This window comes from Burkholderia sp. Bp8984 (assembly GCF_003853755.1).
Taxonomy (GTDB): domain Bacteria; phylum Pseudomonadota; class Gammaproteobacteria; order Burkholderiales; family Burkholderiaceae; genus Burkholderia.
This window is the reverse complement of record NZ_QTQN01000029.1, coordinates 1-25468: the sequence shown is the minus strand read 5'-3', so window position 1 is coordinate 25468 and position 25468 is coordinate 1. Positions and strand designations below refer to the sequence as shown.

Below are 25468 nucleotides of genomic sequence, written 5' to 3'. Positions count from 1 at the left end.
GAAATAGGTTAAGGACCATTCACCATCATGGTTGAACTTGAAATAGACGGCAAGAAGGTCGAGGTGCCCGAAGGCAGCATGGTGATCCAGGCTGCGCACAAGGCGGATACGTACATTCCTCACTTCTGCTATCACAAGAAACTGTCGGTCGCGGCCAACTGCCGGATGTGTCTCGTCGAAGTCGAGAAGATGCCGAAGGCCGTGCCTGCCTGCGCGACGCCCGTGTCGGCCGGCATGATCGTGCACACGCAGTCCGACAAGGCCGTGAAGGCGCAGCAGTCGGTGATGGAATTCCTCCTCATCAACCATCCGCTCGACTGCCCGATCTGCGATCAGGGCGGCGAATGCCAGCTGCAGGATCTGGCGGTCGGCTACGGCAAGTCGTCGTCGCGCTACTCGGAAGAGAAGCGCGTGGTGTTCCACAAGAACGTGGGCCCGCTGATCTCGATGGAAGAAATGTCGCGCTGCATCCACTGCACGCGCTGCGTCCGCTTCGGCCAGGAAATCGCCGGCGTGATGGAGCTCGGCATGCTGGGCCGCGGCGAGCACTCGGAAATCACGACGTTCGTCGGCAAGACGGTCGACTCCGAACTGTCGGGCAACATGATCGACCTGTGCCCGGTCGGCGCGCTGACCAGCAAGCCGTTCCGCTACAGCGCCCGTACGTGGGAACTGTCGCGCCGCAAGTCGGTGAGCCCGCACGATTCCGTCGGCGCGAACCTCGTCGTGCAGGTGAAGAACAACCGCGTGATGCGCGTGCTGCCGTTCGAGAACGAAGCGATCAACGAATGCTGGATTTCGGACAAGGATCGTTTCTCGTACGAAGGCCTGAACAGTGAAGAGCGCCTGACGAAGCCGATGCTGAAGCAGGGCGGCCAGTGGATCGAAACCGACTGGCAGACCGCGCTCGAATACGTCGCGAAGGGCCTGAAGGGCATCGCCGCGGATCACGGCGCGAATGCGCTGGCGATGCTCGCGAGCGCGCACAGCACCGCTGAAGAGCTGTTCCTCGTGAAGCAGCTCGCCAACGAACTGAAGACGCCGAACGTCGACTTCCGTCTGCGTCAGCAGGATTTCTCGGCGCCGGTCCAGGGCGCACCGTGGCTCGGCATGCCGATCGCCGACCTGTCGAACGTGGATGCCGCGTTCGTCGTCGGTTCGTTCCTGCGCCGTGACCACCCGCTGTTCGCCGCACGCCTGCGCCAGGCCGCGAAGAACGGCGCGAAGCTGCACTTCCTGCACGCGACCGCCGACGACTCGCTGATCCCGACCGCGAAGCGCATCGTCGCCGCGCCGTCGGCATGGCTCGACGAACTGGCCGGCGTGGCCGCAGCCGTCGCACAACTGCGCGGCATCGCGCTGCCGGACGCGCTCGCGGGCGTCGCCGCATCGCCGGCTGCGCAAGCGGTCGCCCAGTCGCTCGCGAACGGCGAGCGCCGCGCGGTGCTGCTCGGCAACGCAGCCGTCCGTCATCCGCAATTCGCGAAGCTGCACGCCGTCGCACAGTGGATCGCCGACAACACCGGCGCCACGTTCGGCTTCCTGACGGAAGCGGCGAACACGGTCGGCGCGCACGTCGTCGGCGCACTGCCGGGCGAAGGCGGCCTGAACGCACGCGAAGCGTTCGCGCAGCCGCGCAAGGGTTACGTGCTGCTGAACGTCGAACCGGAATTCGACACGGTCGATCCGGCGCAGGCGCTTGCCGCGCTGAACCAGGCCGAGATGGTCGTCGTGATGTCGCCGTTCAAGCACGGCCTCGATTACGCCGACGTGCTGCTGCCGATCGCGCCGTTCACGGAAACGGCCGGTACGTACGTGAACGCGGAAGGCTCGGTGCAGAGCTTCAACGGCGTCGTACGCCCGCTCGGCGACACGCGTCCGGCGTGGAAGGTGCTGCGCGTGCTCGGCAGCCTGCTCGGCCTGCCGAACTTCGAATACGAAACGGCCGAAGAAGTGCGTCTCGCGGCGCTCGGCGACGCAGGCGTCGCGAACCGTCTGTCGAACCAGGCGTCGGCCGCACCGGCCCGCGTCGCGGCAACTGCCGCGAACGGCGGCTTCGAGCGCCTCGCCGACGTGCCGATCTATCATGCCGACGCACTCGTGCGCCGCGCAGGTGCGCTGCACCTGACGGCCGCCGCGAAGGTAGCGAACGCCGCAGCCCTGCCGGCCGCGCTGTTCGACAAGCTGGGCTTGAAGGAAGGCGACGCGGTGCGCGTGCGCCAGGGCGAGCGTGCGGTGCAGTTGCCGGCCGTGCGTGACGCGAATCTTGCGGAGACGGTCGTTCGCGTGTCGGCGGCAACGCCTGCCGGCGCAGCGCTCGGCAGCCTGTCCGGTGAACTGGTGGTGGAGAAGGCGTAAATGAGCTTGTTCGATACGATCAACGCGGGCGGCGCCCAGGTTCTCGGCGTCGCGTGGCCGACGGTGTGGGCAATCGTGCGCATCCTCGTCGTCTCCGTCGTCATCCTGCTGTGCGTCGCGTACCTGATTCTGTGGGAACGCAAGCTGATCGGCTGGATGCACGTGCGTCTCGGCCCGAACCGCGTCGGCCCCGCCGGCCTGTTGCAGCCGATCGCCGACGTGCTGAAGCTGCTGCTGAAGGAGGTGATTCAGCCGAGCGCCGCCAGCCGCTGGCTGTACCTGATCGCACCGGTCATGACCGTCGTGCCGGCGTTCGCCGTGTGGGCGGTGATCCCGTTCCAGGCCGAAGCCGTGCTCGCGAACGTGAACGCGGGCCTGCTGTACGCGATGGCGATCTCGTCGATCGGCGTGTACGCGGTGATTCTCGCCGGCTGGGCATCGAACTCGAAGTACGCGTTCCTCGGCGCGATGCGCGCCGCGGCGCAGATGGTCTCGTACGAAATCTCGATGGGCTTCGCGCTGGTGCTCGTGCTGATGACGGCCGGCAGCCTGAACCTGTCGGAAATCGTCGGCTCGCAGCAGCACGGCTTCTTCGCCGGCCACGGCGTGAACTTCCTGTCGTGGAACTGGCTGCCGCTGCTGCCGGCGTTCGTCGTCTACTTCGTGTCCGGCATCGCCGAAACGAACCGTCACCCGTTCGACGTGGTGGAAGGGGAGTCGGAGATCGTCGCGGGTCACATGATCGATTACTCGGGCATGGCGTTCGCGCTGTTCTTCCTCGCCGAGTACATCAACATGATCGTGATCTCGGCACTGGCCTCGACGCTGTTCCTCGGCGGCTGGGACGCACCGTTCGAATTCCTGTCGTTCATTCCGGGCATCTTCTGGCTGGTGCTGAAGGTATTCGCGCTGCTGTCGGTGTTCATCTGGGTGCGCGCGACGTTCCCGCGCTACCGTTACGACCAGATCATGCGTCTGGGCTGGAAGGTGTTCCTGCCCGTCACGGTGATCTGGGTGGTCGTGGTCGGCTTCTGGATGATGTCGCCGCTCAACATCTGGGTGAAGTAAAGATCGGACGAAATCATGACGGCAATCCAACACTTCTTTAAGACCTTCTTCCTGACGGAGCTGCTGAAGGGGCTCGCGCTGACCGGTCGTTACACGTTCCGGCGCAAGTTCACCGTCCAGTTCCCGGAAGAGAAGACCCCGATTTCGCCGCGGTTCCGCGGGCTGCATGCGCTGCGCCGCTACGAAAACGGCGAAGAGCGCTGCATCGCGTGCAAGCTCTGCGAGGCCGTGTGTCCCGCGATGGCGATCACGATCGAATCGGAAACGCGCGCGGACAACACGCGCCGCACGACGCGCTACGACATCGACCTGACGAAGTGCATCTTCTGCGGTTTCTGCGAAGAAAGTTGCCCGGTCGATTCGATCGTCGAGACGCAGATTCTCGAATATCACGGCGAAAAGCGCGGCGACCTGTATTTCACGAAGGAAATGCTGCTCGCGGTGGGCGATCGCTACGAGAAGGACATCGCTGCGGCGAAGGCCGCCGACGCGCCGTATCGTTGATTGTGTTTGCAGTGCCGGCCCGGCATGAACGGGCCGAGCCGCCGCGACGGGTGCGGCACGCGAGAGCGTCCCGCAAGCCGCGCCTGACTATGGCCTAACGATGAACCGGTAATCATGGAATTCACGACCGTACTGTTCTACATCTTCGCGCTGCTCCTGGTGGTATCAGGGCTGAAGGTGATCACTTCGCGCAACCCGGTGGCGTCTGCGCTTTTCCTTGTGCTGGCGTTCTTCAACGCCGCCGCGATCTGGATGCTGCTGGAAGCGGAGTTCCTCGCGATCCTGCTGGTGCTGGTGTACGTGGGCGCCGTGATGGTGCTGTTCCTGTTCGTCGTGATGATGCTGGACATCAACATCGACTACCTGCGCCGCGACTTCAAGCGCTTCGTGCCGATGGCGACCGTCGTCGGCGCGATCATCGTGGTCGAGACCGCGCTGATCCTGTGGCGCGGCTACGGCGACACGCACACCGTGCACGCGATGGCGACGGGCGCGATGGCCGACTGGTCGAACACGCGTCTGATCGGCAAGGTGATCTACACCGACTACATCTTCGCGTTTGAAATCGCCGGCCTGGTGCTGCTGGTCGCGATCATTGCCGCGATCGGGCTGACCGAGCGCAAGGGCAAGGACAGCAAGCGCCAGCGCGTGTCGGATCAGGTCAAGGTGCGCCGCGACGACCGCGTGCGCCTCGTGAAGATGGAAGCGGACAAGCCGCAGCCGGAAACGGCGCAGAGCGAAGCCGGTACGAGCACCAACGGCTAAGCGGAGGAAAGGAAAACCATGCTGACTCTTGCTCATTACCTCGTGCTCGGCGCGATCCTCTTTGCGATCGCGATCGTCGGGATCTTCCTGAACCGCCGCAACATCATCATCATCCTGATGGCGATCGAACTGATGCTGCTGGCGGTGAACACCAACTTCGTCGCGTTCTCGCACTACCTCGGCGACGTGCACGGCCAGATCTTCGTGTTCTTCGTGCTGACCGTCGCCGCAGCGGAAGCCGCGATCGGTCTCGCGATTCTGGTGACCCTGTTCCGTAAGCTCGACACGATCAATGTCGAGGATCTCGATCAGCTCAAAGGTTAATTTCAGGCAACGCTGTTATGTCAACGACACTCAATGAAAACCTGCTGCTGGCGATTCCGCTCGCTCCGCTGGCCGGCTCGCTGATTGCGGGGCTGTTCGGGAACGCAGTCGGGCGCAAGGGCGCACACCGGATCACGATCCTCGGCGTAATGATCGCGTTCCTCCTGTCGGCGAAAGTCTTCGCCGACGTCGTGATGGGCGGCGCGAGCTTCAACGCGACCGTCTACGAATGGATGCGGGTCGGCTCGCTGAAGCTCGAAGTCGGCTTCCTCGTCGATTCGATGACGGCGATGATGATGGTCGTCGTGACCTTCGTGTCGCTGATGGTGCACGTCTACACGATCGGCTACATGCAGGAAGAGGACGGCTACCAGCGCTTCTTCTCGTACATCTCGCTGTTCACGTTCTCGATGCTGATGCTCGTGATGAGCAACAACTTCCTGCAGCTGTTCTTCGGCTGGGAAGCGGTGGGTCTGGTGTCGTACCTGCTGATCGGCTTCTACTTCACGCGTGAGAGCGCGATCTACGCGAACATGAAGGCGTTCCTCGTGAATCGCGTGGGCGACTTCGGCTTCCTGCTCGGCATCGGCCTGCTGCTCGCGTTCGCGGGTTCGATGAACTACGGCGAAGTGTTCGCGAAGCGTGCCGAACTCGCCAGCCTGCACTTCCCGGGCACCGACTGGGGCCTGCTGACCGTCGCCTGTATCTGCCTGTTCATCGGCGCGATGGGTAAATCGGCACAGTTCCCGCTGCACGTGTGGCTGCCCGACTCGATGGAAGGCCCGACCCCGATCTCCGCGCTGATTCACGCGGCGACGATGGTGACCGCCGGCATCTTCATGGTGTCGCGCATGTCGCCGCTGTTCGAACTGTCGGATACCGCGCTGTCGTTCATCACGGTGATCGGCGCGATCACGGCGCTGTTCATGGGTTTCCTCGGCATCATCCAGAACGACATCAAGCGCGTGGTCGCGTATTCGACGCTGTCGCAGCTCGGCTACATGACCGTCGCGCTCGGCGTATCCGCGTACCCGGTCGCGCTGTTCCACCTGATGACGCACGCGTTCTTCAAGGCGCTGCTGTTCCTCGGTGCGGGCTCGGTGATCATCGGCATGCACCACGACCAGGACATCCGCAACATGGGCGGCCTGCGCAAGTACATGCCGATCACGTGGATCACGTCGTTGATCGGCTCGCTCGCACTGATCGGCACGCCGTTCTTCTCCGGCTTCTACTCGAAGGATTCGATCATCGAGGCCGTGAAGGAATCGCATCTCGCGGGTTCGGGCTTCGCGTACTTCGCAGTGGTCGCAAGCGTGTTCGTGACGGCGCTGTACTCGTTCCGCATGTACTTCCTCGTGTTCCACGGCGAAGAGCGCTTCCGCAACCCGAAGCATCCTGAATCGCCGATGGGCATGGCGGCCGCGCACGGCCACGACGATCACGGCCACGGCCACGGTCACGACGACCACGCGCACGAACCGCACGAGACCCCGTGGGTCGTGTGGCTGCCGCTCGTGCTGCTCGCGATTCCGTCGGTCATCATCGGTGCGATCGCGATCGGCCCGATGCTGTACGGCAGCTTCTTCGAACATGGCGTGGCATTCGACAAGGTGATCTTCATCGGCGAAAACCACCCGGGCCTCGAAGAGCTGGGCAAGGAATTCCACGGCTGGGCCGCGATGGGCCTGCACTCGCTGACGACGCTGCCGTTGTGGCTCGCGATTGCCGGCGTCGTGGTCGCGTGGTTCCTGTACCTGAAGCGTCCTGAGCTGCCTGCCGTGATCCGCCGCGCGTTCGGCCCGATCTACACGCTGCTCGACAACAAGTACTACATGGACAAGATCAACGAAGTGGTGTTCGCCCGTGGTTCGGTGGCGATCGGCCGCGGCCTGTGGAAGGAAGGCGACGTCGTCGTGATCGACGGCCTCGTCAACGGCAGCGCCAAGTTCATCGGCTGGTTCGCCGGCGTGATCCGCTTCCTCCAATCCGGTTACATCTATCACTACGCGTTCGCCATGATCATCGGCATGCTGGGGCTCCTGACCCTGTTTGTAACGCTCGGCGGCAAATAAGGCGAGGGGACAAGAACAATGCACGCTTTTCCGATTCTCAGTACCGCGATCTGGTTGCCGATCGTTTTCGGCCTCCTGGTACTCGCGGTAGGTAACGACAAAAATCCGGGGACGGCCCGCTGGGTCGCGCTGATCGGCTCGCTGCTCGGTCTCGCGGTCACGGTCCCGCTGATCACGGGCTTCGACTCGAGCACGGCTGCGCTGCAGTTCGTCGAGCAGTCGACCTGGATCGAACGCTTCAAGATCTCGTACCACCTCGGCGTCGACGGCATCTCGATGTGGTTCGTCGTGCTGACCGCGCTGATCACGGTGATCGTCGTGATCGCCGCGTGGGAAGTGATCACCGAGAACGTCGCGCAGTACCTCGCGGCCTTCCTGATCCTGTCCGGGATCATGATAGGCGTGTTCTCGGCGGCTGACGGCCTGCTGTTCTACGTGTTCTTCGAGGCGACCCTGATCCCGATGTACATCATCATCGGCGTGTGGGGCGGCCCGAACCGCGTGTACGCGGCGTTCAAGTTCTTCCTGTACACGCTGGCCGGCTCGCTGCTGATGCTGGTCGCGCTGATCTACCTGTACACGCAGACGCATTCGTTCGACCTCGCGACGTGGCAGGGCGCCAAGATCGCGATGACGCCGCAGATCCTGCTGTTCATCGCCTTCTTCCTCGCGTTCGCGGTGAAGGTGCCGATGTGGCCGGTGCACACCTGGCTGCCGGACGCGCACGTGGAAGCGCCGACGGGCGGCTCGGTCGTGCTGGCGGCGATCATGCTGAAGCTCGGCGCATACGGTTTCCTGCGCTTCTCGCTGCCGATCACGCCTGACGCAAGCCACTTCCTGGCACCGGTCGTGATCACGCTGTCGCTGATCGCGGTGATCTACATCGGTCTCGTCGCGATGGTGCAGGCCGACATGAAGAAGCTGGTCGCGTATTCGTCGATCGCGCACATGGGCTTCGTCACGCTCGGCTTCTTCATCTTCAACCAGCTTGGCGTCGAAGGCGCGATCGTCCAGATGATCTCGCACGGCTTCGTGTCGGGCGCGATGTTCCTGTGCATCGGCGTGCTGTACGACCGCGTGCACTCGCGTCAGATCGCCGATTACGGCGGCGTCGTGAACGTGATGCCGAAGTTCGCGGCATTCGCGATGCTGTTCTCGATGGCCAACTGCGGCCTGCCGGGCACCTCGGGTTTCGTCGGCGAGTTCATGGTGATTCTCGCGGCCGTCCAGTACAACTTCTGGATCGCATTCGGCGCGGCATTCACGCTGATCCTCGGCGCGGCCTACACGCTGTGGATGTACAAGCGCGTGTACTTCGGCGCGGTCGCGAACGATCACGTTGCCAAGCTGAAAGACATCGGCCGTCGCGAATTCGTGATGCTGGCGGTGCTCGCCGCGTTCACGATGCTGATGGGCCTGTATCCGAAGCCTTTCACCGACGTGATGCACGTTTCCGTGGAAAACCTCCTCTCCCAAGTCGCGCAGTCGAAGCTGCCGCTGGCCCAGTAATCGCGAGCGGAGGAACTCAAGATCATGAACGCTCCTATGAATGTCCTGTTGCCTGACGCGCTGGTGATGGTCGCCATCGTCGTCGCATGGCTGAACGACACCTTTACCGGTGCCGCTGGCCGCCGCCTGACCTATCTGATCGCGGTGGTTTCGTCGGTCGTCGCCGGCGTGTGGTTCGCGGTGCAGGCGCTCGACCCGCAGCCGTACTACTTCTTCTCGCGGATGGTCGTCGTCGACTCGTTCGCGAGCATGATGAAGGCCGTCGTGTCGATCGGCTTCGCGGTCTCGCTCGTCTATTCGCGCAAGTACCTCGAAGACCGCGACATGTTCCGCGGCGACGTGTTCCTGCTGGGCATGTTCTCGCTGCTCGGTCAGCTGGTGATGGTGTCGGGCAACAACTTCCTGACGCTGTACCTCGGCCTCGAACTGATGTCGCTGTCGCTGTACGCGGTCATCGCGCTGCGCCGCGATGCCGCGCAGTCGAGCGAAGCCGCGATGAAGTACTACGTGCTGGGCGCGCTCGCGTCGGGCTTCGTGCTGTACGGCATCTCGATGCTCTACGGCGCGACCGGCTCGCTCGAGCTGGGCGAGGTGTACAAGGCGGTCGGCGGCAACACCGACGCGGCCGTGCTGATGTTCGGCGTGATCTTCATCGTCGCCGGTATCGCGTTCAAGCTCGGCGCCGTGCCGTTCCACATGTGGGTGCCGGACGTCTACCAGGGCGCACCGACCGCGATGACGCTGTTCGTCGGCGGCGGCCCGAAGGTTGCCGCGTTCGCGTGGGGCCTGCGTTTCCTGGTGATGGGCCTGCTGCCGCTCGCACAGAACTGGCAGACCGCGCTCGTGATCCTCGCCGCGCTGTCGCTGATCGTCGGTAACATCACCGGTATCGTCCAGCGCAACATCAAGCGGATGCTCGCGTATTCGGCGATCTCGAACATGGGCTTCGTGCTGCTCGGCCTGCTCGCCGGCATCGTGAAGGGCGACGCGGCCGCACCGGCGAACGCATACAGCTCGGCGATGTTCTACGCGATCGTCTACCTGATCACGACGCTCGGCTCGTTCGGCGTGGTGATGCTGCTCGCACGCCGCGATTTCGAAGCGGAAACGATCGACGACTTCAAGGGCCTCAACAAGCGCAGCCCGGTGTTCGCGTTCGTGATGATGGTCATGATGTTCTCGCTGGCAGGTATCCCGCCGACCGTCGGCTTCTACGCGAAGCTCGCGGTGCTCGAGGCGACCGTCAATGCGGGTCTCACGTGGCTGGCCGTGCTGGCCGTGATCACGTCGCTGTTCGGCGCGTTCTACTACCTGCGCATCGTCAAGCTGATGTACTTCGATGCACCGCAGGATACGACTCCGGTCACCGGCGATTTCTGCAAGCGCACGATCCTCGTGCTGAACGGCCTCGCGGTCGTCGTGCTCGGCCTGATCCCGAGCCCGCTGCTGACGGCCTGCCTGCAGGCGATTCGTCACACGCTGCCGCTGTAATGTCGGCAGCCGGCTGGTTCATCGTGCTGTTGGCGCTAGTCTGCGCCAACCTGCCGTTCCTGAACCAACGCCTCTTCGCCGTCGTGCCGATCGGTGCGACGAAGAAGAACGCGTGGGTTCGGATCGGCGAGCTGATCGTGCTGTATTTCGTCGTCGGCGCGCTCGGCTTCTGGCTCGAGTCGCGCGCCGGCAACCGCTTCGAACAGGGCTGGCAGTTTTACGCGATCACGTTCAGTCTCTTTGTCGTGTTCGCGTTCCCCGGCTTCACGTTCCAGTATCTCGTCAAACGACGCTGACGGCTTCGGCCGTCGCGCTCATTCTTGGAGCCGCCGATGGCCGAACTACCCAATCACGACGCCGCACTGACCGAAACCTGCCTCGAGAGCGAGGCGATTTTCGAAGGCTCGTTCCTCAAGCTGAAGCGCGATACCGTCCGTCTGCCGGACGGCAAGCAGGCCACGCGCGAATACGTCCAGCACCCGGGCGCGGTGATGGTGATCCCGCTGTTCGACGACGGCCGCGTGCTGATGGAAAGCCAGTACCGCTATCCGATCGGCAAGGTCATGGCCGAATTCCCGGCCGGCAAGCTGGATCCGAACGAAGGCGCGCTCGCCTGCGCGGTGCGCGAATTGCGCGAGGAAACCGGCTACACGGCACGCGAATACGTGTTCCTGGCCCGGATTCACCCGATCATTTCCTATTCGACCGAATTCATCGACCTGTATCTCGCGCGCGGCCTGACTGCCGGCGAGCGCAAGCTCGACGAAGGCGAATTCCTCGAAACCTTCACGGCGACGCTGCCCGACCTGCAGGAGTGGGTGCGCACGGGCCAGATCACCGACGTGAAGACGATCATCGGCACGATGTGGCTCGACAAGGTGCTGTCCGGCGCCTGGCCGCTGGGTCCGGTCGAGCAGCCCTGACGACGCGTCAGCGGCGGGTGGGGCGCCGCGTTACAATCGGGTGACGCGGTTGCTGGCCGGCCGCGCGATCCTGGTTTAGCACGATCGTTCACAAAAGCGCGTTTTGCGCTACACTCGTCACACGCCCTGATTCAGCATGAAGGTCCTCGATTTACAGTGCCCGCACGGCCATCGGTTCGAAGGCTGGTTCGCTTCCGCCGATGAGTTCGAAGCGCAGTTGTCCCGCAAGCTGGTCGAATGTCCGGTGTGCGGGACGACCGAGATCAACCGGATGCCGTCGGCGCCTCGCCTGAACCTGTCGGGCGCGACGCAGGCACAGCCGGCCGATCCGCGTGCGCTGCAGGCGCAGGTGATGCGCGCGCTGCGCGAGGTGCTGGAGAAGACCGAGAACGTGGGCGAGCGCTTCGCCGAGGAAGCGCGGCGCATCCATTACAACGAGGCGCCGGCACGCAGCATTCGTGGCGTCACGACGCCGGAGGATGCGCAATCCTTGGCCGAAGAAGGCATCGACGTGATGCCGCTGCCGATTCCTGCCGCGCTGAAAGAACCGCTGCAATGACGTATGCAGTGTGTCCTTGGCGGCCCGGACGGCCGCGGCCAGGAGACACTGCGCATGGATCTGGATTATTCCCCCGCCGACGACGCGTTCCGCGTCGACGTCCGCGCCTGGCTCGAGGCCAATCTGCCTCACGCACTGCGCGCCAAGGTACTCGATCACAAACGACTCGACCGCGAGGATTTCGCGAGCTGGCACCGGATTCTCGGCCAGCGCGGCTGGTCCGCGCCCGCGTGGCCGGCCGAATACGGTGGCCCGGACTGGAACGCGACGCAGCGGCACATCTGGGATGAGGAGTGCGCGCGCATCGGCGCGCCGACCGTGCTGCCGTTCGGCGTGTCGATGGTCGCGCCGGTGCTGATGAAATACGGCAGCGAAGCGCAGAAGCGCCATTATCTGCCGCGCATTCTCGACGGCACCGACTGGTGGTGCCAGGGCTACTCGGAGCCGGGCTCCGGATCGGATCTCGCATCGCTGCGCACGCGCGCCGAACGCCACGGCGATCACTACGTCGTCAACGGCCAGAAGACCTGGACGACACTCGGCCAGTACGCGGACATGATGTTCTGTCTCGTGCGCACCGATCCGGCGGCGAAGAAGCAGGAGGGCATCTCGTTCCTGCTGATCGACATGAAGACGCCCGGCATCACCGTGCGTCCGATCATCACGCTCGACGAGGATCACGAAGTCAACGAGGTGTTCTTCGAGGACGTGAAGGTGCCCGTCGAGAATCTCGTCGGCGATGAAAACCGCGGCTGGACCTACGCGAAATACCTGTTGGGCCACGAGCGCACCGGCATTGCACGCGTCGGCGCGTCGAAGCGCGAGCTCGCATTCCTGAAGCGCGTGGCGTCGAACCAGCGCAAGAACGGCAAGCCGTTGCTCGCCGATTCCGTATTTGCCGCGAAGATCGCGGCGCTCGAGGTCGAGCTGATGGCGCTCGAGGTGACGGTGCTGCGCGTCGTGAGCCGCGAGACGAGCGGCAAGGGGCCGGGCCCCGAGGCATCGATGCTGAAGATCAAGGGCACCGAGGTGCAGCAGGCGCTCACCGAGCTGATGTTCGAGGCGATCGGGCCGCTCGCCGCGCCATTCGATGTCCCGTTCCTCGAGGGCGAGCGCGAACACAGCAGCGCGGGCGACGACGATGCGGCGCCGCTCGCCGCGTACTACTTCAATTACCGGAAGACTTCGATCTACGGTGGTTCGAACGAGATTCAGAAGAACATCATCGCGCAGATGATCCTGGGGCTGTGATCAGGGAACGGAGACAACCATGGATTTCAGCTTTACCGACGAGCAGCAACAGTTCGCCGACGCGCTGCGCCGTTATCTCGGCGAGCAATACGGTTTCGACGCGCGCCAGGCCATCGTGCGCAGCGAGGCGGGCGTGTCGGATGCACAATGGAGCGCATTCGCGGAGCTGGGCCTGACCGCGCTGCCCGTGCCCGACGCACATGGCGGATTCGGCGGCGGCCCGGTCGACATGCTGGTCGCGATGCAGGAGCTCGGCCGAGCACTCGTGGTCGAGCCGTACTGGGCGACCGCGGTCGGTATCGAGGCGCTGCGCATCGCCGGGTCCGGCACGGGCGACGATGCCGCGCTGCTGGAAGCGGTCGCACAAGGGCAGAAGCGCGTTGCCGTTGCATTCCACGAACCGCGGGCGCGCTACGACCTGTACGAACTCGAAACGCATGCGCGCGAGCATGGCGGCACGTCCCGGCTGACCGGCATCAAGTCGATCGTTCAGCACGGCGCACAGGCCCATGTGTGGATCGTGCCCGCGCGCGTCGACGGCGGCGGAATCGGCCTGTTCGTCGTCGATCGCGATGCCGCGGGCGTGCAGCTCGTCGACTACCGGACGATCGACGGCCAGCGCGCCGCGACGATCGAGTTCAAGGAAACGCCCGCGCGGCAGTTGACGGGCGGCGCACGCGATGCGGCCGCACTCGAGCAGATTGCCGATTACGCGACCTTCCTGCTCTGCGCGGAAGCGGTCGGCGCACTCGACGAACTGAACCGCGCGACGGTCGAATACACGAAGACGCGCGAACAGTTCGGCGTGCCGATCGCGCGCTTCCAGGCGCTGCAGCACCGGATGGTCGACATGCTGATTCACGCCGAGCAGGCGCGTTCGCTGACCTACCTGGCCGCCGTGCGTTACGCGGGCGGCGACGCCGACGCGCGGCGCAAGGCGGTGTCGGCCGCGAAGGCGCGGGTCGGCGCGGCCGCGCGCTTCGTCGGCCAGCAGGCCGTGCAACTGCACGGCGGCATGGGCGTGACCAACGAGGTCGCCGCCGCACACCTGTTCAAGCGGCTGTCGATCATCGAGACGACCCTCGGCGACACCGATCATCACCTTGCGCGCATCGCGGCCCTGCCGGATTTCGCGCAGACCGACGCGGCATGACGGCGACGCGCGAGCGCGCTACAGGAGATAGACAGTGGGTATCAGTTACGAAGATCTGGAAGTCGGCAGTACGACCGAAATCGGCCGCTATACGTTCGAACCGGACGACATCAAGGCGTTCGCGCAACGCTACGATCCGCAGCCGTTCCACCTCGACGAGGAAGCCGGCAAGGCCTCGCCGTTCGGTGGACTGGTCGCGAGCGGCTGGCATACGTGTTCGGTGTTCATGAGCCTGCTCATCAAGAAGCTCGGGCCGGATTCGACCAGCATGGGCTCGCCCGGCATCGATTCGATCCGCTGGCTCAAGCCCGTGCGTGCCGGCGACACGATCACGATGTACCAGAAGGTCCACGACAAGCGCGTGTCGGCGAGCAAGCCCGATCGCGGCATCGTGTCGACGGAGTGGATCGGCCTCAACGGTGCCGGCGACACGGTGATCACCGTGCATACCAAGGTGATCTTCGGGCTGCGCCATCCGCAAGGAGCGGGTGCATGACGGACGTGACATTGCCGCTGATCGCGTCGACGCAAGCGCTGCTCGAGCGGGTCGGCGCGGAACCGCTCGCGAGCGGCTGGGTCGAGATCGACCAGCGCCGGGTCGACGGGTTCGCCGACGCGACCGGCGATCACCAGTGGATTCACGTCGATCCCGAGCGTGCGCGGCGCGAGTCGCCGTTCGGCGGCCCGATCGCGCACGGCTTCCTGACGCTGTCGCTGATTCCCGCGCTGATGACCGATGCGATGCGCTTCGAGCAGAAGATGGGCGTGAACTACGGACTGAACCGCGTGCGGTTCCTGAAGCCGGTGCCGGTCGGCGCGCGCGTGCGCGCGCTGTTCGCGGTGAAGGAGGCCGCGCAGGCCGCGCGGGGCGGCGTGCAGGTGACGTGGTCGGTGTCGATGCAGGTCGAGCGTCCGGATGCGCCGTTGCTCGTTTGTTCGGCGGAATTCATTACGCTGCACTACTTCTGATGCGCGCGGCGGCAGCGACGGATGCCGCTGCGTCGCAGGGCGCGCGGTGCTTCAGTGCTTCGCGTATTGCGTCGCGCCGAACAGCATCTCGCGTGCCTTGTCGTCCTGCAGCGGCTTGCGCAGCGACGCGAGTACTTCGACGCCGCGCTGCACGGCGGCACGCGCGGCAATGGCTTCATGCCAGCGCTTCACGTTCGGCAGTTCGTCGAGCACGATGCCCTGGTTTTGCCACGAACGCGTCCACGGGAACGTCGCAATGTCCGCGATCGTGTACGTGTCGCCCGCGAGATAGTCGGATTCGCCGAGGCGCTTTTCCATCACGTTGTACAGGCGTTTCGCTTCGTTCGTGTAGCGATTGACCGCGTACTCGATCTTCTCCGGCGCATACAGCCGGAAGTGATGCGCCTGGCCGAGCATCGGGCCGACGCCGCCCATCTGGAACATCAGCCATTCGAGCGTCGCGTAGCGCGCGGCCGGCTCGGTCGGCAGGAACTTGCCGGTCTTTTCCGCCAGGTAAATGAGGATCGCGCCGGATTCGAACAGCGAGATCGGCTTGCCGCCGGGGCCGTCCGCGTCGACGATCGCGGGGATCTTGTTGTTCGGGCTGATCTTCAGGAATTCGGGCTCGAACTGGTCGCCCGCACCGATATCGACCGGATGCGCACGATACGCGAGGCCTGTTTCCTCGAGCATGATGTGTACCTTGTGGCCGTTCGGGGTCGCCCAGCTGTAGACGTCGATCATCGTCAACTCCTTTATTGCATGCGCGAAAACGGCGCCGACAGGGCGCCGCGACAGGCGGTCATTAGAGCATGGATCGATGCGGGCTGCAGGCGACGGCAACGTGCGGCCACGCGCCTGCGCGCGCGTGTCGCCGAGGCGGCGGAACCGGCGTTCGAGCGGTGGCCGCGCGCCGGATCAGCGCTTGTAGCGCGGCTGGCGTTTCTCGAGAAATGCGGTAATGCCTTCGAACGCGTCCGCGTGATGCAGTGACGCGACGAAGTGATCGCGCTCGGTGCCGAGGTGCGTATCGAGCGGCTGCGCGGTCGCATCGTCGAGCAATGACTTGATGCGTGTCAGCGCGTTCGGCGAGATGCCGGCAAGCGAGTCGGCCCACGCGAGCGCGTCGGACAGCGCGGCACCGGGCGCGGCGAGCCGGTTGACGACGCCGAGCGCATGCAGGCGTTCGGCCGCGACAGGCTTGCCCTCGAACAGGATTTCGGCGGCGAGCGCTCGCGGCAGCGCACGTGCGAGGAACCACGAGCCGCCGCCGTCGGGCGTGAGGCCGACGCGTGCGTACGACATCACGAACTTCGCATCGTGCGCGGCAACGATCAGGTCGCACGCGAGCGCGAGCGAGAAGCCCGCGCCGGCCGCGGCGCCTTCGACGGCCGCGATCACGGGCTTCGTCGTTGCGCGCAGCGCCGTGATCCACGCGCCGAGCTGATCGATGCTGTCGGCCTGGTAGGACGGATCCTTCGAGCGGTTGTCGAGCAGCCGGTTCAGGTTGCCACCCGCGCAAAAGAAACGATCGGCCCCCGTGAGCACGACCGCGCGAATCGCGGGATCGCGCTCGGCGGTGGCGAGCGCTTCGACGCCGGCCGCATACATGTCGGGATGCAGCGCGTTGCGCGCGCCGGGATTGGACAGCGTGAGGACGAGCGTCGATTCGCTTTCGGGCGGACGCGAGGCCAGCAGTTCAGCACTCATGCGAGTGTGTCTCCATCGAATGGCGGGGTTGCGGCGCCGCATGTTGCGCGGGCTTGCGCGCCTACCCGTGAGGGTGATGCCGCAGCGGATGTATCGTTGTCTTGACGGACGCGAAACTGCTTTAGACTAGCACGAACGTGCTTTTCAGCGCGACGCATCCCGATGCGGCCGGCATCACTGTGGCCGCGCCTCAGCAACGAAGGAGACTCCGATGCTACAGCTGTGCGGTATTCCGTTGTCCAACTATTACAACAAGGTGAAGTTCGTCCTGCTCGAGCATGGCATCCCGTTCGAGGAATCGGCATGCGGTCTGCCGATCAACGATCCGGCACTGCTTGCCGATTCGCCGCTCGGCAAGATTCCGTTCCTGAAGACGGAAGAGGGCGCGCTGTTCGAGTCGCAGGTGATCATCGAGTATCTGGCCGCGCGTTTTCCCGACAAGGCCATTTTCCCGGCCGGGCCGTTCGCGGCCGCGAAGGTGCGCGAACTCGTCGAGACGCTCGAGCTGTATCTCGAATGGACCGCGCGCGAGGTCTATACGGAAGCGTTTTTCGGCGGCAAGGTCAGCGACGGGATGAAGGCGCACGTCGAGAAGCGCCTGCCGCGCGCGATCGATGCGTTCAAGCGGATGACGCAGTTCTCGCCGTACGTGCTCGGTGACACGTTCAGTCTTGCGGACATTGCCGCAGCGATCCACCTGCCGGTGATCGGGATGGCGACGAAGGCCGTCTTCGGCCGCGATTTCCTGCTCGACGCCGGCATCGACTGGAAGGCGCACGCTAAGCTGGTCGGCGAGCGGCCGGCCGCGCAGCGCGTGGCGGCCGATCGCAAGGCCTACGTCGAGGCGGCGAGCGCCGCGCGTTCGTAAGCGCGGTGCGGGCGCGATGTCGTGCCGCGCCCGGCTGCCGAGGCAAGCCTTACAGGCGCGCGAGCCGTTCGAGTGCGGATGCGAGCGTGCCTTCCTGCTTTGCAAAGCAGAAGCGCACGACGCCCGACTCGTGCGGCTCGTGGTAGAACGCCGACACCGGAATCGCCGCCACGCCGATTTCCGATGTGAGCCACTTCGAGAATTCCGCTTCGGGCAGATCGCTGATCGCCGAATAGTCGACGCACTGGAAGTACGTGCCGGTGCACGGTAGCAGCTTGAAGCGCGTGCGCTCGAGGCCGGCGCGGAAGAAGTCGCGCTTCTTCTGGTAGAAGCCGGCCAGCGTCAGGTACGGCGCCGGATCGCGCAGGTAGTCGGCGAGCCCGATCTGCATCGGCGTGTTCACCGTGAACACGTTGAACTGATGGACCTTGCGGAACTCCGCGGTCAGCGCGGCAGGCGCCGCGACGTAGCCGACCTTCCAGCCCGTCACGTGGTAGGTCTTCCCGAAGCTCGACACGATGAAGCTGCGCGCGGCCAGGTCCGGGTAGCGCGCGACGCTCTCGTGCCGCGCGCCGTCGTAGACCATGTGTTCGTACACTTCGTCCGACAGGATCAGCACGTGGGTGCCGCGCACGATCTCCTCGAGCCTGCGCATGTCGGCCTCGCGCCACACGGTGCCGGTCGGGTTGTGCGGCGTGTTGATCATGATCATCCGCGTCTTCGGCGTGATCGCGGCGGCCAGGCGATCGAACGGGATCGCATAGTCGGGCGCTTCCAGCGTGACGAACACGGGTTTGCCGCCGGCCAGTTCGATCGAAGGCAGATAGCTGTCGTAGGTCGGTTCGACGACGATCACTTCGTCGCCGGGATGCACCGCGCACAGGATCGCCGTCAGCAGGGCCTGCGTCGCGCCGGCCGTGACCGTGATCTCGGTGGCCGGATCGTAGCGCCGGCCGTAGACCTGCGCGATCTTGTCGGCGATCGCATCGCGCAACGGCGCGACGCCGGCCATCGGCGGATACTGGTTGTGACCGTTGCGCATCGCGGCCGCGACCGCGTCGACGATGCGCGGGTCGCAGTCGAAATCCGGGAAGCCCTGGCCGAGGTTCACGGCGCCTTTCTCGGCGGCGAGCGCGCTCATCACCGTGAAGATCGTCGTGCCGACGTTCGGCAGGCGCGAGGGGAAAACGGGAGTCGTAGGCATGTCGGTAGGAGCGTTCATCGATACGGTCGCAAGCGGGTGGCGCCGGGCTCGTCAGGCCGGCGTGGTGGTGGGGGCCGACGCGGCATCGAGCGCGCAGGCTTCGGTAAATGGCGCGGGCTGCGCGATCCGGAAGCCGAAGTCGCGTGCGGTGCGCTTCGCGAGCTTGAGCAGCGCACGGTCCTTCGACACGAGCCAGTCGGCCTGCGCGGCGCGCGCGAGCTCGAGAAACTTCTGATCGTCGCGGTCCTTGCACTTCGGCAGCGGCGGCGCGTCGGCGTCGACGGGCGGCGGCTCGACGAGGCGCGTCAGGCGGGCGACGGTCGCGAGCGCTTCGGCCTTGTCGATCGCGCGCGCCTGGAACTGCGGATAGTCGAGCACGAGCTCGAGTTCGTTCAGGCAGCGGCCGTCGATCACGGCGGCCAGCGTGCCGCGTTCGAGCGCAGCCCGGATCGGGCGGGTGGCCGGGTCGTCGAATACGAGTATGTCGATCCAGACGTTCGAGTCGAGCACGACGCGATGTGCGGCATGCGGGGCGAGGGAGCGGGTCATTCGTTACAATCGGTGGTTTTCGTCTGACCGCAAGGCACGGCGTGCCAGCGAGCCTCTATGATAATCGTTCTCTCCCCAGCCAAATCCCTCGACTACGATACGCCCGCCCACGTCCCGTCTTACACGAAGCCTGCATTCGTCGACGATGCGTCGGAACTGATCGACGGCCTGCGCAAGCTGTCGCCGCAGGATATCTCGACGCTGATGGACATCTCCGATCCGCTCGCGCGGCTGAACTTCCAGCGCTACGCGGACTGGTCGCCGACCTTCACGACGGCCAATGCGAAGCAGGCGGTGCTCGCGTTCAACGGCGACGTGTACGAAGGGTTCGATGCCAAATCGCTGTCGGCCGCCGATCTCGACTATGCGCAGCAGCATGTGCGCGTGCTGTCGGGCCTGTACGGGCTGCTGCGCCCGCTCGACCTGCTGCAGCCGTACCGGCTCGAGATGGGCACGCGTTTCGCGAACGCGCGCGGCAAGGATCTGTATGCGTTCTGGGGCGACCGCATCACGCGGGCACTGAACGAGCAGCTCGAGACGCGCAGCGGCGCGGCACGTGTGCTGGTCAACTGCGCGTCGACCGAGTACTTCAAGTCGGTCAAGCCGAAACTGCTGGCCGCGCCGATCGTCACGCCGGTGTTCGAGGACTGGAAGGGCGGCCGCTACAAGATCATCAGCTTCCATGCGAAACGCGCCCGTGGCCTGATGGCGCGCTATATCGTCGAGAACCGCATCTCCGAGCCGGCCGCGCTGAAGGATTTCGCGGTGGAAGACTACGCGTTCGATGCCGCTGCGTCGAACGATTCGACTTACGTATATCGCCGGCGAATCGGCGAGTGACCGAGCCGGCCGTTCACGAGACGGCCGGTGCATGCATGAGGCCGGACACGTGGCAGACCGCCCGCTCCGGTCGCAATTGGAGAGACAGATGACCCTTTCGATCACCAGCAATTTCGACGCAGGCGCCGTCGACGTCGTGTCGTGCGATAGCCCGGACGCGATCCGGCTGCGCATACGTGGCGACAACCGCTCGGAATTCGCGCAATGGTTCTACTTTCGCCTGACGGGCGCGCGCGGCGAGCGGTGCGTGATGTCGTTCGAGAATGCAGCCGAATGCGCGTATCCGTCGGGATGGCGCAACTACAGTGCAGTCGCGAGCTACGACCGGGTCGACTGGTTCCGCGTGCCGACGACATTCGACGGCAAGACGATGACCATCGACCATGCGCCCGAGTTCGACAGCATCTACTACGCGTATTTCGAGCCGTACTCGGAAGAGCGCCATGCGGCGTTCCTCGGCGCGGTTCAGCAATTGCCGCAGGCGAGCGTCGTCGAACTCGGCCGCACGGTCGAAGGCCGTCCGATGTCGCTGCTGACGCTCGGTACGCCGGAAGTCGACGGGGCACCGAAGAAGAAGGTATGGATCATCGCGCGCCAGCACCCGGGCGAGACGATGGCCGAGTGGTTCGTCGAAGGGCTCGTCAAGCGGCTGGCCGGATGGGGCGACTGGGCGGGCGATCCGGTGGCGCGCAAGCTGTACGACCGCGCGACGTTCTACATCGTCCCGAACATGAATCCGGACGGCAGCGTGCACGGCAACTTGCGCACCAACGCGGCGGGCGCGAACCTGAATCGCGAGTGGATGGAGCCCGATGCCGAGCGCAGCCCCGAAGTGCTGGCCGTGCGCGATGCGATCCATGCGATCGGCTGCGACATGTTCTTCGACATTCACGGCGACGAAGATCTGCCGTACGTGTTCGTTGCGGGTTCGGAGATGCTGCCGAGCTTTACCGAGCAGCAGGGCAGAGAGCAGACCGCGTTCATCGAAGCGTTCAAGGTCGCGAGCCCGGATTTCCAGACCGAGCACGGCTATGCGGCGAGCAAGTACAAGGAAGACGCGCTCAAGCTCGCGTCGAAGTACATCGGCCATCAGTTCGGCTGCCTGTCGCTGACGCTCGAGATGCCGTTCAAGGACAACGCGAACTTGCCCGACGAGCGGGTCGGCTGGAATGGCGAACGGAGCGCGGCGCTTGGCGCTGCAATGCTGGCGGCAATCCTGGTGCACGTCGAGACGTTCGCGTAAGCGCATCGTCGTCGATATGAAAAAGCCGGCGCATCGCATGATGTGCCGGCTTTTTGGCTTCTGTCGTTGCCGCTCCGCCGTATCAGGACTTCTTCGCGGTTTTCTTCTTCACGGCATTCTTCTGGCCGCTGGATTTTTTCGTTGCGACGGCTTTCTTGCCGGTGCGGCCGGATGCCTTGGCCTTCACCTTGCCGCGGTGTGACTTGCCGTTGAACTTCTTCGTCGACGACGACGGACGCTCGACGCGCGGCTTCAGCGGCGGCACGGGATCGTTCCAGCTGAACGCAAGCATTTGCTGACCGACGTAGCCGCAGCGGAATTTCAGCGGTGTCGGGTCGCTGCCGTCGCTGTGGACGCCAAGGCCATCCACGGTAACGATGTTGTCGACCTTCACGCGCTGCTTGCCCTGATCGAACGAATCGTTCCACGGCGTGATCGTCGCCTTGCCGTTTTCGAACGCGTTCGGCGCGAAGTCGACGCGATCGAAGGCCGACGACGTGCTGGCGATGAAGCTGCCGTGCGCCGCACAATCGGCGACGATCGGATCGGCGTGCATCTCGTTGACGAATTTGTTGATCAGTTCGGAGCGCTGGTCGAGGAGGTCGGCGAATACCGGTGCCGGAAGCGCAAGCGACAGGCCCGCGACACAGGCCGCCAGCTTGCCGAGCGCCCGGAAAATCCGGAGCGAGGCAGGTGAGCTGTCCATCTGGTTATTGGTGAGGAGCAAATGAGGCATCGGGCACGTATAGATGCCCGATGAAGATCAGGAGTTCAATCTTAGCGTAAAAAAGTTGTGCGGCAGTAGGCGTTGCACTCTCCCGCGCTGCGCAAACGGATCGCCGCGCGCACCGTTCGCATCGGGGCCGGCGCGTTCAGGCGCGCGGGCCGCCGAGGCGATAGCGCCGAACGTCGAACGTCGTGACCCACGCCGGACGATAGACAGCGATGAGCGCAGTGGCCATGCCGGTGAACCACGCTTCGCCGAGCGCGAGCAGCGCTGTGTTCAGCAGATAGCCGGCGGGAATCACGACGGGCACGCCGTCCGCGAGCGCGAGCTGGACACCGGCCGCGGCCGCGGCGACCGAGACGATCGCGATGGCCGGTGACAGGAACCCCTGGCCGATGATGAACGATGCGAGGTTGTGGGGGAGCCACGCGATCGCGGCGCGTTGCAGCAACGCGGACACGGCGACCGGTAGCGCGCCGTAGATCAGATAGGTGAGACCGATGCCTTGCCACGGCGCATCGAAGACGATCGCGGCGACGGCCGTGACGGCACCCATCGCGATCAGCGCAAGCGTCCAGTCGAACAGCGTGACGAGCAGCGTCGCGCCGAGCAGGTGCATGACGATGCCATCTTCGAGCCACGCATTCGAGGCCCACAGCACCGTGATCGCAGTGACGAGCGCGAGCCACACGTGCTGGAGCGTTGCGTCCTGCAGCCGGACGAAGGGACGATTCCAGAGCGCGAGCACGAGCAGCGCCACGGCGGCGATCCAGCCACCGATGCCAACCCAGAGCGGAAGCGGTGTGAAAAGAAAACCCATGGGTCCATATTACTCGTTGAGCATCAAAGGTGGGAATCCGCACATGTCGACCGTCGCAATATCGAGACTGTCCGATCAGCGGTCGCGCCGAAACCGCGCCCGCGGTTCGGCCGCGAGCGGCAGGTCGCGAGTGCTGGTGTCCGCGGCAGGCAGCGGGTATGGACGGTCGTTCCGTTGCTTGCGCAGGGGGACCGGGCCGCGTTCGCCGATGACGGGCTTGCTTGCACGATCGCGGTTCGCCAGCAGCACCTCGAGATGGGGCGACAGCCAGCCGTTGTAGATCGCGACTGCGGCAGCGCGGTTTGCCGCGCCCAGCTGCTGGAAGATGCTGGCGAGGTGGATCTTCACGGTGCCTTCGCTGATGCCGAGCGTGCGGGCGATCATCTTGTTGGTGCTGCCCATATGGACGAAGCGCATGATCTGCGCCTGTCTAGGCGACAGGAGGCTGCTTGGCGGGCGGCGCGGCAGCGATCCGGCGAGCGTCTGGAAATGGGCATCGTGACGCGCCGCGGCGGCGGAAGGCAGGAGGCTGAGCGCGATCGGCGGGATGTAATGGCCGCCCAGCAGAACCATTTCGAGCGCCCGCACGATCAGGTGCGGCCGTGTGGAGTGCGGGATCACGCCCGCGACGCCGTAGTTGTAGAAGCGCTGGATGGCCTCCGGCGTGGATTCGTCGATCAGCACCGCGGCGGGCGTCGGCGAGCAGGCGCTGCAGAGCGCCTGGAGTTCGCTGTGCCGCCCGACGTCCAGCCAGTCGATGGCAACGAGGTCGAAACGCTGGGTGCGCAGCAGCCGGCGCGCCTGGAAACCATCGGGTGCATCGTTGATGCGGGCGTGACGGTCGATCTGCCGCAGCAGGGCTTTCAGTCCGTCACGCCGTTCGGCGTCTGAGTTAAGCACCAGGAACCGCATATTCAACCTCCGTAAGGTGAGTCATTGAGCTGCCGTCGGCATGGGGTGGCTCCGATAATGACAAAAACCTTACACGATGTCTGCTTGGCTGAAAGGATTAGGAAAAGTCTGAAATTTCGCGTGAGGGAAATGCGGACGAAAAAAAGCCGCTCCGGCAGGAACCGGGAGCGGCTTCGTTGGGCAGGCTCAGCGGGCCTGCCTTGCATGATCAGTGAAAGTGCGGCTGGGCGGGCGATGCGTCTTCCGGCATTTCCGCGTGGACGATCTCGCCGAGCGGATCCGCATAGAGCGGCACGCCGCAGTCGTCGCAGTACTCGGGCTCGAAGCGGCCTGCGTGCCGGCGGACGTCGGTTACGCCGCATTCCTTCAACAGACTCACGATCTCCTCGAGCGGCCCTTCGATCGGGGCTTCGCCTTCCAGCGTCGCGCTGTCGATCGACACGTCGCCGTTCTCGCGACCGTACAGCGGCCACACGACGCCATAGATCACGTCGTTGCTGGCACGTCGCGTGAAGCCGACGCGATACTCGTCGATCCGGCGCTCGCCGAAGCCCGCGACCACCGCGCGCAGCTCTTGCGGTGCCGCACCAAGTGTGTCGAAAAGATAACGGATGGCCGTTCGGACCGTGTGCGGACGGATGCGCTCGTCCGCATCGCGGCAGGCCGAGTAGTACGCGTCCGGAAGCAGGCATTCGAACTCGCAGCCGGGCAGGGCAGCCGACAGGTTCGGGCCGCCCTGGGCAGTCCATTGCTCGAGACACTGGCCGCGTTCGATCCGGTTGCCGTGTTCTTCCTCCTGCCAGCGAAACAGCGGTGCGCCGGCCGGCGCGGCGACGACGGCGAGCAGGAAGCGTGGGTCGGCCAGGATCGGTGAGGTTTCGGGCAGGTCGCCGAAGCTGAGCTTGGCTGCGTGCTGGCCGAGCGCCGCGTGTGCGAGCTGCTGGGCGAGCCGATAGGTCTCGACGTGGTGACGCGGCAACTGGTCGATGCTGTACAGGAACGGGGCCAGCCCGACGAGCGTGCCGGTGGCGAGCACGTGCGCCTGCAGGTGCGTGCGCAGTGCGTCGGCGACGTCGCCTTTCAGCGGGCCCGACGGAATCATGTAGCGCGTCCAGGCGAGAACGGGAACGGCGACCAGCAGCGCATCGTACGGCTGGCCGTCGTGTTCGATCACCATCGATTCGCTATGCGTCTCGGCCATGTCGGCGAGCGCGCCATAGGCGTCTGGGTGGTTCTGCTGCAGATGGTCGAGTGCTGCGTCGAGCGTGGTCTGGTTGCCGTTGCGAACAATCTTGGCAAGCAGCGCATCGAGCTTCGCTTCCCAGAAGCGATCCTCGATGCGACTGCCCGAGGCGAAGAGCGCAAGCGACAGGCCGACCAGTTTGTCGGCGTCGGGGGGGAGGCGTTTGGCGATTCGCTGGCGCATATTAAATACGTATAGAAAGAGGCGAAGAACCTCACATTCTAGTCCGTTCTTTGCGCCATAAGCGGTCTCGTGCTCCGGCATGGCCGGAAGGCCGAATCGGCGGGGATGAAAGAAAAATCCATCGAACCCCTTGCGCGATTGCCGGCAGGTGCTTAGAATCACGCCTCTTTCGCGCTAACGGAAACGCGGCGCGGGAGAAGAAGGGAAGCGGTGCTGTCGG

Annotated in this window: 26 protein-coding genes; 18 read left to right on the top strand and 8 right to left on the bottom strand. The window is 64.8% G+C overall.

The genetic code is table 11. The annotated features are described in order from the left end of the window. The first annotated feature begins 27 nt into the window (after positions 1-27). The 15 genes from nuoG to DID98_RS25705 all read left to right on the top strand — a co-directional run bounded on the left by nuoG (position 28) and on the right by DID98_RS25705 (position 14949). On the top strand, positions 28-2358 hold the full coding sequence (nuoG, locus tag DID98_RS25775; RefSeq protein WP_124571637.1) for an NADH-quinone oxidoreductase subunit NuoG: 2331 nt from the start codon (positions 28-30) through the stop codon (positions 2356-2358). Further along, on the top strand, positions 2359-3426 hold the full coding sequence (nuoH, locus tag DID98_RS25770) for an NADH-quinone oxidoreductase subunit NuoH (RefSeq protein WP_044844661.1): 1068 nt from the start codon (positions 2359-2361) through the stop codon (positions 3424-3426). A gap of 15 nt (positions 3427-3441) precedes the next feature. After that, complete coding sequence (nuoI, locus tag DID98_RS25765; protein WP_011885529.1) at positions 3442-3930, top strand: NADH-quinone oxidoreductase subunit NuoI; 489 nt, start codon at positions 3442-3444, stop codon at positions 3928-3930. Positions 3931-4044: 114 nt separating this feature from the next. Continuing rightward, positions 4045-4695 (top strand): NADH-quinone oxidoreductase subunit J, encoded by a 651-nt coding sequence (locus DID98_RS25760; RefSeq protein WP_044844660.1) that lies wholly within the window; start codon positions 4045-4047, stop codon positions 4693-4695. Positions 4696-4713: 18 nt separating this feature from the next. After that, complete coding sequence (gene nuoK, locus DID98_RS25755; protein WP_004185739.1) at positions 4714-5019, top strand: NADH-quinone oxidoreductase subunit NuoK; 306 nt, start codon at positions 4714-4716, stop codon at positions 5017-5019. A 17-nt stretch (positions 5020-5036) separates the two neighbouring features. After that, a complete protein-coding gene (gene nuoL, locus DID98_RS25750) occupies positions 5037-7094 on the top strand; it encodes an NADH-quinone oxidoreductase subunit L (RefSeq protein ID WP_124487230.1) in 2058 nt (685 codons plus the stop codon). Between the two features lie 18 nt (positions 7095-7112). Then, positions 7113-8603, top strand: coding sequence for an NADH-quinone oxidoreductase subunit M (locus tag DID98_RS25745; RefSeq protein WP_044844658.1), 1491 nt, complete (start codon positions 7113-7115; stop codon positions 8601-8603). A 36-nt stretch (positions 8604-8639) separates the two neighbouring features. Then, positions 8640-10094 carry an NADH-quinone oxidoreductase subunit NuoN gene (gene nuoN / locus DID98_RS25740; RefSeq protein WP_185500423.1) on the top strand — a complete coding sequence of 485 codons (1455 nt, stop codon included), beginning with the start codon at positions 8640-8642 and terminating at the stop codon, positions 10092-10094. Continuing rightward, positions 10094-10390, top strand: coding sequence for a DUF2818 family protein (locus tag DID98_RS25735; protein ID WP_044844656.1), 297 nt, complete (start codon positions 10094-10096; stop codon positions 10388-10390). Before nuoN ends, DID98_RS25735 begins: the two co-directional genes overlap by 1 nt. A 36-nt stretch (positions 10391-10426) precedes the next feature. Continuing rightward, positions 10427-11017 (top strand): NUDIX domain-containing protein, encoded by a 591-nt coding sequence (locus tag DID98_RS25730; protein ID WP_044844655.1) that lies wholly within the window; start codon positions 10427-10429, stop codon positions 11015-11017. A gap of 136 nt (positions 11018-11153) precedes the next feature. After that, entirely contained in the window at positions 11154-11576 is a 423-nt protein-coding gene (locus DID98_RS25725) for a DUF1178 family protein (protein ID WP_006756910.1), read from the top strand. 54 nt (positions 11577-11630) lie between these two features. Continuing rightward, on the top strand, positions 11631-12827 hold the full coding sequence (locus DID98_RS25720; protein WP_124571636.1) for an acyl-CoA dehydrogenase family protein: 1197 nt from the start codon (positions 11631-11633) through the stop codon (positions 12825-12827). Between the two features lie 19 nt (positions 12828-12846). Next, positions 12847-13980 carry an acyl-CoA dehydrogenase family protein gene (locus DID98_RS25715; RefSeq protein ID WP_124522496.1) on the top strand — a complete coding sequence of 378 codons (1134 nt, stop codon included), beginning with the start codon at positions 12847-12849 and terminating at the stop codon, positions 13978-13980. A gap of 34 nt (positions 13981-14014) precedes the next feature. Beyond that, on the top strand, positions 14015-14476 hold the full coding sequence (locus DID98_RS25710) for a MaoC family dehydratase (RefSeq protein WP_044844653.1): 462 nt from the start codon (positions 14015-14017) through the stop codon (positions 14474-14476). After that, entirely contained in the window at positions 14473-14949 is a 477-nt protein-coding gene (locus tag DID98_RS25705; RefSeq protein WP_124487235.1) for a MaoC family dehydratase, read from the top strand. The genes DID98_RS25710 and DID98_RS25705 overlap by 4 nt, the downstream gene beginning before the upstream one ends. Positions 14950-15000: 51 nt before the next feature. Here the strand turns inward: DID98_RS25705 and DID98_RS25700 are convergent, their stop codons facing one another. Next, a complete protein-coding gene (locus DID98_RS25700; RefSeq protein ID WP_124571635.1) occupies positions 15001-15693 on the bottom strand; it encodes a glutathione binding-like protein in 693 nt (230 codons plus the stop codon). Between the two features lie 174 nt (positions 15694-15867). Further along, positions 15868-16659, bottom strand: coding sequence for an oxepin-CoA hydrolase, alternative type (locus DID98_RS25695; RefSeq protein WP_124571634.1), 792 nt, complete (start codon positions 16657-16659; stop codon positions 15868-15870). Positions 16660-16870: 211 nt separating this feature from the next. Between DID98_RS25695 and DID98_RS25690 the strand changes: the two genes are divergently transcribed. Then, positions 16871-17527, top strand: coding sequence for a glutathione S-transferase (locus DID98_RS25690; protein ID WP_124487238.1), 657 nt, complete (start codon positions 16871-16873; stop codon positions 17525-17527). Positions 17528-17576: 49 nt separating this feature from the next. On the opposite strand, the gene DID98_RS25685 is transcribed toward DID98_RS25690, so the two are convergent. Both DID98_RS25685 and DID98_RS25680 read right to left on the bottom strand, forming a co-directional pair. Beyond that, positions 17577-18749: a pyridoxal phosphate-dependent aminotransferase gene (locus DID98_RS25685; RefSeq protein ID WP_124571633.1), complete on the bottom strand. Its 1173-nt coding sequence runs from the start codon at positions 18747-18749 to the stop codon at positions 17577-17579. 33 nt (positions 18750-18782) lie between these two features. After that, positions 18783-19280, bottom strand: coding sequence for a putative toxin-antitoxin system toxin component, PIN family (locus DID98_RS25680; protein WP_124487240.1), 498 nt, complete (start codon positions 19278-19280; stop codon positions 18783-18785). A 57-nt stretch (positions 19281-19337) separates the two neighbouring features. Between DID98_RS25680 and yaaA the strand changes: the two genes are divergently transcribed. Next, positions 19338-20120: a peroxide stress protein YaaA gene (yaaA, locus tag DID98_RS25675; protein WP_059703381.1), complete on the top strand. Its 783-nt coding sequence runs from the start codon at positions 19338-19340 to the stop codon at positions 20118-20120. 88 nt (positions 20121-20208) lie between these two features. After that, complete coding sequence (locus tag DID98_RS25670; RefSeq protein WP_124487242.1) at positions 20209-21363, top strand: M14-type cytosolic carboxypeptidase; 1155 nt, start codon at positions 20209-20211, stop codon at positions 21361-21363. 82 nt (positions 21364-21445) lie between these two features. Here the strand turns inward: DID98_RS25670 and DID98_RS25665 are convergent, their stop codons facing one another. From DID98_RS25665 to DID98_RS25650, 4 genes are all read right to left on the bottom strand, one after another. Further along, positions 21446-22099 (bottom strand): BspC domain-containing protein, encoded by a 654-nt coding sequence (locus tag DID98_RS25665; protein ID WP_044844645.1) that lies wholly within the window; start codon positions 22097-22099, stop codon positions 21446-21448. 136 nt (positions 22100-22235) lie between these two features. Next, the gene (locus tag DID98_RS25660; protein ID WP_044844644.1) at positions 22236-22910 is read right to left on the bottom strand and encodes an energy-coupling factor ABC transporter permease; all 675 of its coding nucleotides are present in this window, start codon (positions 22908-22910) and stop codon (positions 22236-22238) included. 75 nt (positions 22911-22985) lie between these two features. Then, positions 22986-23822 (bottom strand): response regulator transcription factor, encoded by an 837-nt coding sequence (locus DID98_RS25655; RefSeq protein ID WP_044844643.1) that lies wholly within the window; start codon positions 23820-23822, stop codon positions 22986-22988. 208 nt (positions 23823-24030) lie between these two features. Next, a complete protein-coding gene (locus DID98_RS25650; RefSeq protein WP_044844642.1) occupies positions 24031-25248 on the bottom strand; it encodes a DUF2863 family protein in 1218 nt (405 codons plus the stop codon). Positions 25249-25468 lie beyond the last annotated feature (220 nt).

Excerpts from the sequence above, each read along its gene's own strand:
- nuoG (WP_124571637.1), top strand. The coding sequence starts at position 28 with ATGGTTGAACTTGAAATAGACGGCAAGAAGGTCGAGGTGCCCGAAGGC.
- nuoH (WP_044844661.1), top strand. The coding sequence starts at position 2,359 with ATGAGCTTGTTCGATACGATCAACGCGGGCGGCGCCCAGGTTCTCGGC.
- nuoI (WP_011885529.1), top strand. The coding sequence starts at position 3,442 with ATGACGGCAATCCAACACTTCTTTAAGACCTTCTTCCTGACGGAGCTG.
- DID98_RS25760 (WP_044844660.1), top strand. The coding sequence starts at position 4,045 with ATGGAATTCACGACCGTACTGTTCTACATCTTCGCGCTGCTCCTGGTG.
- nuoK (WP_004185739.1), top strand. The coding sequence starts at position 4,714 with ATGCTGACTCTTGCTCATTACCTCGTGCTCGGCGCGATCCTCTTTGCG.
- nuoL (WP_124487230.1), top strand. The coding sequence starts at position 5,037 with ATGTCAACGACACTCAATGAAAACCTGCTGCTGGCGATTCCGCTCGCT.
- DID98_RS25745 (WP_044844658.1), top strand. The coding sequence starts at position 7,113 with ATGCACGCTTTTCCGATTCTCAGTACCGCGATCTGGTTGCCGATCGTT.
- nuoN (WP_185500423.1), top strand. The coding sequence starts at position 8,640 with ATGAATGTCCTGTTGCCTGACGCGCTGGTGATGGTCGCCATCGTCGTC.
- DID98_RS25735 (WP_044844656.1), top strand. The coding sequence starts at position 10,094 with ATGTCGGCAGCCGGCTGGTTCATCGTGCTGTTGGCGCTAGTCTGCGCC.
- DID98_RS25730 (WP_044844655.1), top strand. The coding sequence starts at position 10,427 with ATGGCCGAACTACCCAATCACGACGCCGCACTGACCGAAACCTGCCTC.
- DID98_RS25725 (WP_006756910.1), top strand. The coding sequence starts at position 11,154 with ATGAAGGTCCTCGATTTACAGTGCCCGCACGGCCATCGGTTCGAAGGC.
- DID98_RS25720 (WP_124571636.1), top strand. The coding sequence starts at position 11,631 with ATGGATCTGGATTATTCCCCCGCCGACGACGCGTTCCGCGTCGACGTC.
- DID98_RS25715 (WP_124522496.1), top strand. The coding sequence starts at position 12,847 with ATGGATTTCAGCTTTACCGACGAGCAGCAACAGTTCGCCGACGCGCTG.
- DID98_RS25705 (WP_124487235.1), top strand. The coding sequence starts at position 14,473 with ATGACGGACGTGACATTGCCGCTGATCGCGTCGACGCAAGCGCTGCTC.
- DID98_RS25700 (WP_124571635.1), bottom strand. The coding sequence starts at position 15,693 with ATGATCGACGTCTACAGCTGGGCGACCCCGAACGGCCACAAGGTACAC.
- DID98_RS25695 (WP_124571634.1), bottom strand. The coding sequence starts at position 16,659 with ATGAGTGCTGAACTGCTGGCCTCGCGTCCGCCCGAAAGCGAATCGACG.
- DID98_RS25690 (WP_124487238.1), top strand. The coding sequence starts at position 16,871 with ATGCTACAGCTGTGCGGTATTCCGTTGTCCAACTATTACAACAAGGTG.
- DID98_RS25685 (WP_124571633.1), bottom strand. The coding sequence starts at position 18,749 with ATGAACGCTCCTACCGACATGCCTACGACTCCCGTTTTCCCCTCGCGC.
- DID98_RS25680 (WP_124487240.1), bottom strand. The coding sequence starts at position 19,280 with ATGACCCGCTCCCTCGCCCCGCATGCCGCACATCGCGTCGTGCTCGAC.
- yaaA (WP_059703381.1), top strand. The coding sequence starts at position 19,338 with ATGATAATCGTTCTCTCCCCAGCCAAATCCCTCGACTACGATACGCCC.
- DID98_RS25670 (WP_124487242.1), top strand. The coding sequence starts at position 20,209 with ATGACCCTTTCGATCACCAGCAATTTCGACGCAGGCGCCGTCGACGTC.
- DID98_RS25665 (WP_044844645.1), bottom strand. The coding sequence starts at position 22,099 with ATGCCTCATTTGCTCCTCACCAATAACCAGATGGACAGCTCACCTGCC.
- DID98_RS25660 (WP_044844644.1), bottom strand. The coding sequence starts at position 22,910 with ATGGGTTTTCTTTTCACACCGCTTCCGCTCTGGGTTGGCATCGGTGGC.
- DID98_RS25655 (WP_044844643.1), bottom strand. The coding sequence starts at position 23,822 with ATGCGGTTCCTGGTGCTTAACTCAGACGCCGAACGGCGTGACGGACTG.
- DID98_RS25650 (WP_044844642.1), bottom strand. The coding sequence starts at position 25,248 with ATGCGCCAGCGAATCGCCAAACGCCTCCCCCCCGACGCCGACAAACTG.